The organism is Nonomuraea rosea, from assembly GCF_039539705.1.
In the GTDB taxonomy this organism is placed as follows: domain Bacteria; phylum Actinomycetota; class Actinomycetes; order Streptosporangiales; family Streptosporangiaceae; genus Nonomuraea; species Nonomuraea rosea.
Map to the genome: position 1 here is coordinate 766,605 of NZ_BAABDQ010000002.1, position 11,960 is coordinate 778,564.

Genomic DNA, 11,960 nt, shown 5'->3' on the forward strand with positions numbered 1-11,960 from the left:
TAAGTGAGCTGACAGCTCCCGGACGAGACGCGCCGTACCCGGAACGCCAAGACGACGCATCGGCACACCGTCTCGTCTACAGGGAGTTCCGATCATGGCGTGGATCTTCATCGTGCTGGCCGGCGTCTTCGAGGTCGGCATGGCGCTCTCGCTCAAGCTCAGCGACGGTTTCACCCATCTGTGGTGGACCCTGTCGTTCCTGGTCACGGCCGTCCTGAGCTTCGGGCTGCTCTCGTACGCGCTCAAGACCCTGGAGGTCGGCACCGCGTACGCCGTCTGGACCGGCGTCGGCGCGGCGGGCACCGCGATCCTCGGGATGATCGCCATGGGCGACGACGTCTCGCTGCCGCGGATCATCTCGATCGCCCTGATCCTGGCCGGGGTCATCGGCCTGCGAACACTGGCTTGACGTGTTCGGTGGTGTCGGGTTGGGTGGCTCAGTGATCGAAATCCACGCCGTCACCATTGACGCCGCAGACCCTTATGAGATCGCCAGCTGGTGGAGCCGTGCCACGGGGCTGCCGCTGGGCGACGACGACAATCCGGGGGACGACGAAATCATGCTGCGGACGAAGCAGGACCCGTTCCTGCTGTTCATCCGCGTGCCGGAGGGCAAGACCGTCAAGAACCGGGTGCACCTCGACGTCAACGGGACCGAGGGCAGGACCCGCGACGAGGAGGTCGAGCGGCTGATCGGGCTGGGCGCGAGCGTCTTCGACGACCGGCGGCAGCCCGACGGCACCGGCTGGGTCACGATGCGCGACCCCGAGGGCAACGAGTTCTGCGTCTGCAGGAGCCAGGCGGAGCGGGAGCCGGCGGTCTGACCCCTGGTCGGTGCGGGGGTCACCGGGTGGTGCGCGCCCGGCCCCGCATCGAGAGCGTCAGGATGCCGGCGATCACGTAGACCAGCGCGCCGTGCCAGAGCGAGTGCCAGGCCGAGCCGAACACGCCCTCCCCGTCGAGCACGAGCTGCACCGGGTAGTCCAGCACGGCGGTGATGCCGGCGGGCAGCAGCGCGAACTTCCACGGGTGCCGCAGCGACCACTGGCGCGCCTGGCGGGTCACCCGGTCGCCCTCTTCCGGCTTGGAGACCGCTCCGATCGCGGCGATCAGGGCGAACAGGCTGATGCCCAGGCCCAGCGCCCACACCAGATCGCCACCGCCGGTGATCATGCCCATCCCGTAGCTGGCCGCGGTCACGACGCCGCCACCGACGGCGGCGGCCTTCCAAGGGGCCCCGCGCAGAGCGGCGCCCGACAGCGAGACCTCATCGCGTCGACTGATTTCGTTCATGTCACCCATGCTGCCTTTTGAGCCACCCGAGAGGCATCGGGGATGGACCCTGAGGCGTCCCTGACATCATTCGGACATGCAGGAAATCGAGATTGTGCGACTCAGGCCCGTCGAGGGGGAGCGACTGAAGGGGATCCGGCTGCGCGCGCTGGCGGATTCGCCGGAAGCGTTCGGCTCCTCGTACGAGCGTGAGGTCGCGTTCCCGCCCGAAAAATGGGCGGAAAGACTGGAAAATCCGGAGTCGCGGTGGTGGGTGGCCGTGAGCGGCGGCGCCGACGTGGGCCTGGTGTGCATGATGCGGGAGGGCGAGAAGGCCCACCTGCTGTCCATGTGGGTCGCGCCGGAGGCCAGAGGCAAGAGCGCGGCCTCCCGGCTCGTGGACGAGGCCGTGGCCTGGGCCAGGGAGATCGGGGCCGAGGAGGTGGGCCTCTGGGCCGTCGACCGCAACCACGCCGCCCGCGGCCTCTACGCCCGCAAGGGCTTCACCGCCACGAGCAAGGTGATGGCGCTGCCGTCCAACCCCGAGCTCATGGAGACGTTCTACGTGCTGTCACTGATCTTCCGCCAGGCCCGCAGGGACGACGTGCCCGCGATCGTGGCGATGCTGGCCGACGACCCCCTCGGCGCCACCCGCGAGGGCGACCCCGGCGACGAGCGCTACCTGACGGCGTTCGACCGGATCGACGCCAACCCCTTCGACGAGCTGATCGTGGCAGAGCACGAGGGCAAGGTGGTGGGCACGATGCAGCTCACGTACCTGGCCGGGCTGTCGCGGCTGGGCGCGGAGCGGTGCCTGATCGAGGCCGTCAGGGTGTCCGCCACCACCCGCGGCCAGGGCCTCGGCCGCAAGATGATCACCTGGGCGGTGGACAGGGCGCGGGCGCGCGGCTGCTCGGTGGTGCAGCTCACCTCCGACAAGACGCGTACGGACGCGCACCGCTTCTACGACTCCCTCGGCTTCACCGCCTCCCACGAGGGCTACAAGCTGTCACTGAGCTGAGCCAGCATCCAGCGGCACCAGTCGGCCCGGTGCCGCTCGTAGCTCAGTCCGCAGCGCAGCGTCGCGTAACCGCCGAACCGGGGGTCGCCGAACGGGGGCGGGCCGTCGAATGACGCCTCCTGCCGCTCGTACTCGGCCAGCCGCTCCTCGTGCGCGGCGAGCTGGTCGGCGAACAGCCGCCTGACCAGCCCCGGTTCGGCCAGCCACGACGCGTACGTCTTCAGCACCAGCTCATCGCGCTCGGGCCGCTCGCGGGCCGGCTCGGTGACCCACTCCCTGAGCGCGGCCAGGCCCTCGGCCGTCAGATGGTAGAGCTTCTTGTCCTGCGGCCCCGGCCCGTGCGCGGTCGTGAACCGCACCAGCCCGCCCGCCCCCAGCTTCTGCAGCTCGGCGTGGATCTGGCTGTGCCCGGCCGTCCAGAAGTAGCCGACCGGCCGCCGCATCGCCGCGGCGAGGTCGTATCCCGTGCGATCGCCGCGCGCCAGCACGGCGAGGATCGCGAATCCCAGCGTTGAGGTCATGGCGTGCCAAGGATATTGTGCCCTCATCACTATGTCAGTTCAGACATAGGGTGAAAGGGGGCGGCATGCGGGTCATCGGCTCAGCGCTTGCTGCGTTGCTGTCTGGGGCGTTGCTGTGTGGGGCGCTGACGGCCTGCGGGGGCGCGGTCAGCACCCAGGGCGGCACCAGGGCGGCGCCCAGCCCGTCCGGCGTCTCCACGGCCGCCACACGGCCTGCCACGCCGCCCCCGACCGGCCCCAACGTCTCGGGGTGCTACGACGAGAGCGCGGGCGAGATCTTCAAGCAGCCCGGTGGCCTGCCGGGCGTGATCGGCGGCACCGGCGCCACGGGCGTGGTGATCACCTATGAGCGCCGCGGCAACGTCTGCTCCTGGCGCCCGCTCTTCGACCGCCTGACCGGCGCCGGCTACCGCGTGCTCGTCTACGTCAGGAGCTCGGGCGACTTCCCCGAGGACACCGCCGTCGCCATGGCGAAGCGGCTGGCCAAGGAGCCGGGCGTCAAGCGCCTGTTCCTGGTCGGCGGCTCGATCGGGGCCACGACCGCCGTCCCCGCGGCGGCCAGGCTCGGCGCGAAGGTGGCCGGCGTGGTCGCCCTGTCAGGCGAGATCGACGCGAAGGACGCGGCCGGGCTGACCGTCCCGCTGCTCCAGATCGGCTCCGAGCACGACGGCTACGGCGGCGCCGAAGACCTGAACGCGGCCAGCGCCGCCGCCGTCAAGGCCCCGGACAACGAGGTGCTGATCATCCCGGGGGAGAGCCGGCACGCCTCAGCGCTGTTCGGCACTCCTCACGGGGTGCGGATCCTCGACCGGATCGAGGCGTTCATGGCCCGGCACAAGGGCTGACCTCCACCAGGTTGTCGTGGAAGCCCGGCCCCTTGCCCATGTCGCCGTCCCGTTCCGCCACGACGGAGTTCGGGTTGGCGCCCCCGGGGCTGAGCTTCGGCCAGCGCCCCTTCGGCGAGGCCACCACCCCGGCCGCCACCCGGTCGCTGATCTCCACGTCGGCCAGGAACTCGCCACCCTCGTTGTGCACGCGTACCCGCTGACCGCCGGCCAGGCCACGCGCCGCCGCGTCGGCCGGGTTGACCAGCACCACCGGGTCCTTCGCGCGCCGCCGCAGCTCGGGGTTGTTGCCGAAGGTCGTGTTGAGGAACGTGTGCGACGCGGGCGTGATCAACGTCAGCGGGTACGCCGACCCTCCCGCCGTCCTGACGGCGTGCGAGGGCACGTACGCCTTGCCCGCCGGCGGGAACCGCAACCGTCCTGACGGTGTCGGGAAGCCCTCGGCGAACGGCGTGAAGGGCTCGGGATAGTTCATCCGCACCCAGCCCTCCTTGCGCAGCCGGTCGAGCGTGACGCCCTCCAGTGAGGGATGCCCGCTGGACAGCAGCTCCTCGGCCAGCTCCAGATCGGAGTCGAACAGCGACGGCTCGGTCATCCCCATGTGCGCGGCCAGCCGGCGGAACGTCTCCGTCGTGGACAGGCACTCGCCGGGCGGCTGGACGGCGGGCTCGTTCCACAGCAGGTACAGGTGGCCGTAGCCGGCGTGCAGGTCGTGGTGCTCGGTCTGCATGGTCGCGGGCAGGACGATGTCCGCGTAGTCCACGGTGTCGGTGGGGAACTGCTCCATGACCACCGTGAACAGGTCCTCGCGGGCGAGCTGCCGCCTGATCGCGTTCGCGTCGGGGGTCGAGCCCGCCGGGTTGGCCGCGTACACCCACAGGCATTTCACGTCGTCGAGCTGCGAGGCCAGCTTGGTCATGACGCGCGTGCGCACCGGCTTTTCCAGCAGGTCGTAGCGCATGTCGATGTCGAAGTGGACGTGGCCGCTGGTGGAGTAGGCGACGCCGCCGCCCGGGTGCCGCCAGTCGCCGGTGACGCCGGGGATCGCGGCGATCGTGCGCAGCGTGGCGCCGCCGCTCTCGTGCCGCTGAAGCCCCTGCGTGGCGCGGATCGCGGTCGGGCGCGTGTGCGCGAGCCTCATCCCCAGGCTGTGGACGGCCGCGGCGGGAATGCCGGTGATCTCGGCCACTTTCTCGACCGGGTGGTCGAGGATCTCCTGCCGGAAGTCCGCCCACCCCTCGGTGTGCTCCGCCAGGAACTCCTCGTCCTGCGCGTTCTCCGCCAGCACGACGTTGAGCAGCCCGAGCGCGAGCGCCGCGTCCGTGCCAGGCCGGATCGCCAGGTACTCGTCGGCCTGGTCGGCCGTCCTGGTGCGGATCGGGTCGATGGCGACGACGTGCGCGCCGTTCGCCCTGCCGTCCTGGATGAACTTCCACAGGTGGTGGCCGCTGGTCAGCGTGTTCGTGCCCCAGAGCAGGATCAGCTTGGCCTGCGCGAAATTCTCCGGGTCCATGCCGGCCGCGGTGCCGTTGGCCCGCGTCAGGCCGCTGCTGCCGGCCGCCGAGCAGATGTTCAGCCAGTGCTTGGAGGCGCCGAGCATGTTCCAGAACCGCCGCCCGGCCACGCCCTCGCAGCCCTGGAGGTAGCCGAGCGTGCCGGTGCCCAGGTAGGGCCAGATGGCCTCGCCGCCGTGCTCCTCGACGATGCCCCGCAGCCGTACGGAGATCTCGTCGAGCGCCTCCTCCCACGTGATCCGCTCGAACTGGCCCGAGCCCTTCGGCCCGGTCCTGCGCATCGGGTGGAGGATGCGGTCGTCCGCCTGGGTGTGCTCCAGATACCGGTTGACCTTCACGCAGAGTGCGCCCCTGGTGTAGGGCTGGTCGGGGTTGCCACGGAGTTTGACGGCCTTGCCGTCCTCGACAGTGACCACCCAGGAGCAGGTATCCGGGCAATCCAGTGGACATGCCCCCAAAACCCTCAGTTCGCCCGACATGGGACACAGCCTACGTCCACTGCCAGCCACGACGGGTGAGTCGGAAATCCGGGATGAACGCTCGCAACCCCAGCGTGTAGCCTGCCCGGTGCGACGACTGCGGGGACGATTGAGGACACTGGAAGCCAGGAGATCGTACGGTCCGGCCGGGAAGGTGCAGAATCGCTGTCGGTGGCCGAAATCAGGGAACGAGATGACACGGAGGACCTCTCGGAGGGGGATCCAGCCGTGGCTGACGCACGCGCGGACGACGTCTACGTCGTAGAGCCGCTGTTGCCTCAGCGGCTTCGCCGTCCCTCCGACCTGCTGCGCTTCTTCGCCACGCTCATCGTTCTCGGCGCGGTCATCCTGCTGGCCCTGGTCGCCAAGCAGACGCTCATCGGCCTGGAGGCCGACGTCAAGGAGGGCGCGGAGCTCGTACCCCTGCTCAGCAGGATCGCCGCGTTCCTCGGCGGCGCGGCCGTGCTCATCGTGCCCGCGGCCTTCGCGGTCGAGCGCGTCTTCCACCGCGACGGCCTGCGGGTCGCCGAAGGGCTGATCGCCGCCATCATCGGCATGGCCGGGTCGTTCCTGCTCGGGCAGTGGCTCGTCGGGGGCAACGTCGACGACCTGCGCGTGCTGCTGACCGGCGACCGGGACATCGAGCCCCTGAACACGCTGCTCACCTCGGTCATCGCCTACGCCACCGCCGTCCGCATCTCACGCAGGCCCACGTGGCGGATGCTGATGTGGACCACGATCGCCCTGTACATCCTGGCGTTCTTCTCCGGCCGGCAGATCACGATCCCGAGCGCCATCGTCACCGTGCTGGTCGGCATGGCCATCGGCTACGCCACCCTCTACGGCGTCGGCAGCCCCAACACCAGGCCGCCGGGCAGCGCCGTGGTCGCCGCGCTGCGCAAGCTGTCGTTCTCGCCGGTCTCGGCCCGCCGCATCGAGGACGACCACCAGGGCAGCCGCCGCTACGCCATCGGTCTCAAGGACGGCAGCAGCCTCGACGTCACCGTGCTCGACCGCGACCTGCAGGTGGCCGGGCTGCCCTACCGGCTGTGGCGGCGCATCAGGCTCAACTCGGAGACCAGGCGCAGGGCGATCAGGTCGCTGCGGGCCGAGCTCGAACGCGAGGCCCTGATGGCGTACGCGGCCCAGGCGGCCGGGGCCAGCACGCCCAGGCTGCTGGGCACCAGCGAGATCGGCACCGAGGCCGCGCTGCTCGCCTACGAGCACATCGAGACCCGCCCGCTCGACGAGGTGCCGGACGACGAGATCGACGACGACCTGCTCGCCCAGATCTGGGAGCAGGTCGAGCTGCTGCAGATCCAGCGCCTGGCGCACCGGCGGCTCACCGGCGACAGCATCCACCTCGACCGCGCCGGCCGCGTCGTGCTGACCGACGCGCGCAGCGGCGAGATCGCCGCAGGAGACCTGCTGCTCAGGCTCGACGTCGCCCAGTTGGTGACCTACCTGTCGCTGCGCGTCGGACCCGAGCGCTCGGTCAGGGCCGCGTCCGCCGCGCTCGGCCCCGACGCGCTGGCCGCCGCCATGCCGCTGCTCCAGCGCATCGCGCTGACCAGGGAGACCCGCTCCGCGCTGGCCAAGGCCAAGAACGTCCTGCCGGGCATCCGCGAGCACATCGTGGCGCTCAAGCCGCAGGGCAAGGTCGACGAGGTACGCCTCGAACGCTTCAAGCCGCGCACCCTCATCACGATCATCGCCAGCACGCTGGCCGCGTACTTCCTGCTCTCCCAGCTCAGCCAGGTCAACGTCTACCAGGTGGTGACCACGGCCAACTGGGCCTGGTCGGGGCTGGCGCTGCTGGCCTCGTTCGTCAGCTTCGTGGCCGCCGCGCTGATGCTCAGAGGGTTCGTGCCCGAGCACCTGCCGCTCTGGCGCACGGTGCTCGTGCAGTTCGCGGCCTCGTTCGTCAAGCTGGTCGCGCCCGCGGCGGTCGGCGGCGTCGCGATCAACACCCGCTACCTGCAGAAACGCGGCATCTCGCCGACCAGCGCGGTGGCCAGCGTGGGGGCCTCGCAGCTCGTCATGCTGATCTTCCACATCGCGCTGCTGCTGCTGTTCGCCTACATCACCGGCTCCAACACCAACACCTCGTTCGCGCCGTCACGCGGGCTCGTCCTGGTGCTGCTGGCGGTGGCGCTGCTGGTCGTGGTGGTGCTCGGGGTGCCGCCGCTGCGCAGGTTCGTCACGGCGCGGATGCGCAGGCTGTTCTCGAACGTGCTGCCGCGCCTGCTCGACGTCCTGCAGTCGCCGCGCAAGATGATCGAGGCCTGCGCCGGCACCCTCATGATCACCATCACGTTCGTGATCTGCCTTGACGCCTGTGTGGAGGCGTTCGGCGGCGAGCTGAGCTTCACCGCCGTCGCCGTCGTCTACCTCACGGCCAACGCGATCGGCTCGGCCGCGCCCACACCTGGCGGTCTGGGCGCGGTCGAAGGCGCACTCACGCTGGGGCTGACCGTGGCGGGACTGCCCGCCGAGCTGGCCACCTCGGCCGTGCTGCTGCACCGGCTGCTGACGTTCTGGCTGCCGGTGCTGCCCGGCTGGGCCTCGTTCACCTACCTTCAGCGGCACGAGGCCCTCTAGAGCCAGCTACCTTCAGCGACACGAGGCTCTCTAGCCGTTATCGGGCCGGGCCGGTGATCTTGTCGATGGCCGCGAGCTCGTCCTCCGTGAAGGCCGGGCCGTCCACGCAGGCCACGTTGTCCTCAAGCTGCTTGACGCTGCTCGCGCCGATCAGCACGCTCGTCACCCGCGGGTCCCTGAGCGTCCACGACAGCGCCATCTGGGCCAATGTCTGCCCGCGCCCCTTCGCGATCTCGTTGAGCGTGCGCGCCAGGTCGCGGTCGATCCGGTCCTCGCTGAGGAACCGGCTCGTCGCCGCCCGCGAGTCGGCCGGCACCCCGTCGAGGTAGCGGTCGGTCAGCAGGCCCTGCGCCAGCGGCGAGTACACGATGCAGCCCATCCCCGCCTCCTCCAGCGCGTCCAGCAGCCCGTCCTCGATCCACCTGTTGATCATCGAGTAGGACGGCTGGTGGATGAGCAGCGGCGTGCCCAGCTCGCGCATGATGCGCGCGGCCTGGGCGGTCTGCTCGGCGGAGTAGTTGGAGACGCCCGCGTAGAGCGCCTTGCCCGAGCGCACCGCCCGGTCGAGCGCCCCCATGGTCTCCTCCAGCGGCGTCTCCGGGTCGGGACGGTGGCTGTAGAAGACGTCCACGTAGTCCAGGCCCATGCGCTGGAGCGACTGGTCGAGGCTGGCCAGCACATACTTGCGGGAGCCCCACTCGCCGTACGGGCCGGGCCACATGTCGTATCCGGCCTTGGTGGAGATGATCAGCTCATCCCGGTATTTCGCGAAATCCTCGTGGTACATCCGGCCGAAGCTCCGCTCCGCGGAGCCGTACGGGACGCCGTAGTTGTTGGCCAGGTCGAAGTGCGTCACCCCGAGGTCGAACGCGCGGCGCAGGATCGCCCGCGAGTTCTCGATCGGCCGGTTGTCGCCGAAGTTGTGCCACAGCCCCAGCGACACGGCCGGCAGCTTGAGCCCGCTGCGGCCGCTGCGGTTGTACGGCTGGCGCTCGTAGCGCTGGTCGTCGGCCTGATATGTCATGACGTGCCCCTTTCGATGATCCAGGAAAGCGCGAACGCCTCCTCACGCCAGGCGTCGTAACGCCCGCTGCGGCCGCCGTGCCCTGCCCCCATCTCCGTCTTGAGCAGGAACGGCCCGCCGCCCGCCGTCGCACGCAGCCGCGCGATCCACTTCGCCGGCTCGTGGTACAGCACGCGGGTGTCGTTCAGGCTCGTGATCGCCAGAATCGGCGGGTACGGCCTGCCGTCCACGTTCTCGTACGGCGTGTAGCTCTTCATATATGCGTAGACGTCCGGGTTGTGCAGCGGGTCGCCCCACTCGTCCCATTCGATCACGGTCAGCGGCAGCGACGGATCGAGGATCGTGTTCAGAGCGTCCACGAACGGCACCTCGGCCACCACGCCCGCGAACTCCTCGGGAGCCAGGTTCGTCACCGCGCCCATCAGCAGGCCGCCGGCCGAGCCGCCCCTGGCGATGATCCGCTCGCTCCAGCCGGACGCCTTCATGTGCCTGGCCGCGGCCACGAAGTCGGTGAACGTGTTGCGCTTCCTGGTGAGCTTGCCGTCCTCGTACCAGTGACGGCCCATCTCACCGCCGCCTCTGACGTGCGCGACCGCGAACGCGAACCCGCGATCCAGCAGCGACAGCCGCGGGATCGAGAACCCCGGGTCGATGGAGGTCTCGTAGCTGCCGTAGCCGTAGAGGAGCGTGGGGGCCGGCTTCGCGGTGCCCTTCCGCTTCACGATCGAGATCGGGATCTTCGTGCCGTCCTCGGCCGTGGCCCACTCGCGGAACTGCTCGTAGTCCGCCGGGTCGTAGCCGCCCAGCACCGGGCGCTGCTTGAGCAGGATGAGCTCGTGCGTGTCCAGCTCGTAGTCGTACACGCTGGGCGGGGTGACCATGCTCGTGTACGCCAGCCGCAGCCGCGTGGTCGTGAACTCGGGGTTCCCCGCCGGGCCCACGTCGTAGAGCGGCTCCGGGAAGTCGATCTCGTACGCGTTCAGCTCCGCGGCCCCGGCCCGCTCGCGCCAGCCGCCTCCTGCGCTCGGGTAGGGGAGCACGCGCAGCCCGGTCAGCCCGTCGCGCCGGAAGTGCACCACGGCGTGGTCGGAGAACGCGTCGATCTCCAGGAGCCGGGTGTCCTCCCGGTGGGCGATCAGCGGCGTCCACGTGCCCGGGTCGTCGAGCGAGGCCGTGGCCAGCTCGAAGTTCTCGGCGTTCTCGTTGTGGAGCACGTAGAAGAAGTCGCCCGCGTGCTCGACGCCGTACTCGACGCCCGTCGTGCGCGGGCGCACGATCCGGAACTCACCCGTCGGGTCGCTGGCGTCGAGGATGCGCACCTCGCTGGTGATCTTGCTGCCCGCGCCCAGCACGAGGTAACGCTCACTGCGGGTCAGCCCGATGCCGACCCAGTAGCGCTCGTCGCTCTCTTCGTAGACGAGCACGTCCTCCTGGGTGCCCAGGGTGTGCCGGTAGACCTGGTACGGGCGCCAGGCGTCGTCCACGCGCGTGTAGAAGAACGCCGAGCCGTCGGCGGACCAGGCGCCGCCGTAGAAGATGTCCGCGATCTCGTCGGACAGCAGCTCGCCGGTCTCGAGGTTCTTGAACCTCAGGGTGAAGCGTTCGTCGCCCTTGTAGTCGGTGGAGTAGGCCAGCATCGTGCCGTCGGGCGAGACGGAGCTGGTGCCGACCGAGAAGAACGCGCTGTCGCCCGCGAGCTCGTTACCGTCGAGGATCACCATCTCGCGGTCGAGCCGCTGACCCGGGGTGATCTCGGGGGGCGCGTCGCTGTCGGCGGGGACACGGCAGGAGACCGCGTACTGCTTGCCTTCCTCGGTACGCGTGAAGTACCACCACGCGCCCTTGCGGCTGGCCACCGACAGGTCGGTCTCCTGCGTGCGGCCCTTGATCTCCTGGAAGACCTGCTCCTGGAGCTCGGAGAGGTGAGCGGTCTCCTGTTTGAGAAAGTCGTTCTCCGCCTCCAGATAGGCGGTCGTATCAGGATCTTCCTTGTCGGCCAGCCAGGCGTACTCGTCGATGACGGTGTCGCCGTGATGGATGCGCTCAGTCGGGACCTTCTTCGCCACTGGCGGCGTGTAGCTGCTCACGGGGGGAGTCTATGTTCGGCCGTGATCGTTCTGTGGCCGGGGAAGATGGCGAACGCGTCCCGAGCGCTCAGGAGCGCTGCTAATCTTTAGAAGCCGACACGGTGCGGCGCAACCCACTTCCTTCACTCCGGTGACTTTGGTGTGTTGCCGCCCTGCCGCCGGTAATCCCTTGAGACTCGCTGGTCTGGAGATCGATTCGCAAATCGGTCGAGCGGCTGGTAAGTTAGAGGGGTTGTCCCGGAAACAGGACAGAGCTTAATTCCCGCAGGTCGAGCAAGTCCGGTCAATTTGACAGAGGCTTGAACGGCTGAAAGAATTAAGACACAACGAAAGAACGCAGAACGAAATGAACGCCCCCAAGCCGGGATCGTGAACGATTCAGGTGACGGTGTACGCGTCCGTTTCTTGAGAACTCAACAGTGTGTTAAAAGCCAGTGCATGAAATACCATGCATAACCCCGTCGAAACGGTTTCGGCTGTTTTGATGGATTCCTTTTTGGTTGGGATACAACCACTTTTCCAAGCATTTTTTGGAGAGTTTGATCCTGGCTCAGGACGAACGCTGGCGGCGTGCTTAACACATGCAAGTCGAGCGG

At 69.1% G+C, this 11,960-nt stretch carries 10 protein-coding genes, 1 rRNA gene and 1 riboswitch; of the genes, 6 read left to right on the top strand and 5 right to left on the bottom strand.

Annotated elements, in window-relative coordinates; translation table 11 throughout:
• The first annotated feature begins 2 nt into the window (after positions 1-2).
• A riboswitch (guanidine-III (ykkC-III) riboswitch) is annotated at positions 3-61 on the top strand.
• 33 nt (positions 62-94) lie between these two features.
• Positions 95-409: a DMT family transporter gene (locus ABEA43_RS07345; protein WP_345559830.1), complete on the top strand. Its 315-nt coding sequence runs from the start codon at positions 95-97 to the stop codon at positions 407-409.
• Between the two features lie 31 nt (positions 410-440).
• A complete protein-coding gene (locus ABEA43_RS07350) occupies positions 441-824 on the top strand; it encodes a VOC family protein (protein ID WP_345559831.1) in 384 nt (127 codons plus the stop codon).
• A 19-nt stretch (positions 825-843) separates the two neighbouring features.
• Here ABEA43_RS07350 and ABEA43_RS07355 read toward each other — a convergent pair whose 3' ends face one another.
• Positions 844-1,293 carry a hypothetical protein gene (locus ABEA43_RS07355; RefSeq protein ID WP_345559832.1) on the bottom strand — a complete coding sequence of 150 codons (450 nt, stop codon included), beginning with the start codon at positions 1,291-1,293 and terminating at the stop codon, positions 844-846.
• A gap of 76 nt (positions 1,294-1,369) precedes the next feature.
• Here ABEA43_RS07355 and ABEA43_RS07360 point away from each other — a divergent pair, with 76 nt between their 5' ends.
• On the top strand, positions 1,370-2,293 hold the full coding sequence (locus ABEA43_RS07360; RefSeq protein WP_345559833.1) for a GNAT family N-acetyltransferase: 924 nt from the start codon (positions 1,370-1,372) through the stop codon (positions 2,291-2,293).
• On the opposite strand, the gene ABEA43_RS07365 is transcribed toward ABEA43_RS07360, so the two are convergent.
• Positions 2,272-2,814 (bottom strand): PadR family transcriptional regulator, encoded by a 543-nt coding sequence (locus ABEA43_RS07365; protein ID WP_345559834.1) that lies wholly within the window; start codon positions 2,812-2,814, stop codon positions 2,272-2,274. The two genes, ABEA43_RS07360 and ABEA43_RS07365, sit on opposite strands and share 22 nt — an antisense overlap.
• A 65-nt stretch (positions 2,815-2,879) precedes the next feature.
• Here ABEA43_RS07365 and ABEA43_RS07370 point away from each other — a divergent pair, with 65 nt between their 5' ends.
• A complete protein-coding gene (locus tag ABEA43_RS07370; RefSeq protein WP_345559835.1) occupies positions 2,880-3,659 on the top strand; it encodes an alpha/beta hydrolase in 780 nt (259 codons plus the stop codon).
• Here ABEA43_RS07370 and ABEA43_RS07375 read toward each other — a convergent pair.
• Positions 3,637-5,652: a molybdopterin-containing oxidoreductase family protein gene (locus tag ABEA43_RS07375; RefSeq protein WP_345559836.1), complete on the bottom strand. Its 2,016-nt coding sequence runs from the start codon at positions 5,650-5,652 to the stop codon at positions 3,637-3,639. The two genes, ABEA43_RS07370 and ABEA43_RS07375, sit on opposite strands and share 23 nt — an antisense overlap.
• Positions 5,653-5,880: 228 nt before the next feature.
• Here ABEA43_RS07375 and ABEA43_RS07380 point away from each other — a divergent pair, with 228 nt between their 5' ends.
• Positions 5,881-8,253 (top strand): lysylphosphatidylglycerol synthase transmembrane domain-containing protein, encoded by a 2,373-nt coding sequence (locus ABEA43_RS07380; RefSeq protein WP_345559837.1) that lies wholly within the window; start codon positions 5,881-5,883, stop codon positions 8,251-8,253.
• 37 nt (positions 8,254-8,290) lie between these two features.
• Here the strand turns inward: ABEA43_RS07380 and mgrA are convergent, their stop codons facing one another.
• Together mgrA and ABEA43_RS07390 are read right to left on the bottom strand one after the other, a co-directional pair.
• On the bottom strand, positions 8,291-9,277 hold the full coding sequence (gene mgrA / locus ABEA43_RS07385) for an L-glyceraldehyde 3-phosphate reductase (protein WP_345559838.1): 987 nt from the start codon (positions 9,275-9,277) through the stop codon (positions 8,291-8,293).
• Positions 9,274-11,364 carry a S9 family peptidase gene (locus ABEA43_RS07390; protein ID WP_345559839.1) on the bottom strand — a complete coding sequence of 697 codons (2,091 nt, stop codon included), beginning with the start codon at positions 11,362-11,364 and terminating at the stop codon, positions 9,274-9,276. The genes mgrA and ABEA43_RS07390 overlap by 4 nt, the downstream gene beginning before the upstream one ends.
• A 527-nt stretch (positions 11,365-11,891) precedes the next feature.
• On the opposite strand from ABEA43_RS07390, the gene ABEA43_RS07395 reads away from it, so the two are divergent.
• Positions 11,892-11,960, top strand: a 16S ribosomal RNA gene (locus tag ABEA43_RS07395); the annotation flags it as partial.

What these genes read in the sequence shown, in the direction of transcription:
- ABEA43_RS07345 (WP_345559830.1), top strand. Translation starts at nt 95, where the DNA reads ATGGCGTGGATCTTCATCGTGCTGGCCGGCGTCTTCGAGGTCGGCATG.
- ABEA43_RS07355 (WP_345559832.1), bottom strand. Translation starts at nt 1,293, where the DNA reads ATGAACGAAATCAGTCGACGCGATGAGGTCTCGCTGTCGGGCGCCGCT.
- ABEA43_RS07360 (WP_345559833.1), top strand. Translation starts at nt 1,370, where the DNA reads ATGCAGGAAATCGAGATTGTGCGACTCAGGCCCGTCGAGGGGGAGCGA.
- ABEA43_RS07365 (WP_345559834.1), bottom strand. Translation starts at nt 2,814, where the DNA reads ATGACCTCAACGCTGGGATTCGCGATCCTCGCCGTGCTGGCGCGCGGC.
- ABEA43_RS07370 (WP_345559835.1), top strand. Translation starts at nt 2,880, where the DNA reads ATGCGGGTCATCGGCTCAGCGCTTGCTGCGTTGCTGTCTGGGGCGTTG.
- ABEA43_RS07375 (WP_345559836.1), bottom strand. Translation starts at nt 5,652, where the DNA reads ATGTCGGGCGAACTGAGGGTTTTGGGGGCATGTCCACTGGATTGCCCG.
- mgrA (WP_345559838.1), bottom strand. Translation starts at nt 9,277, where the DNA reads ATGACATATCAGGCCGACGACCAGCGCTACGAGCGCCAGCCGTACAAC.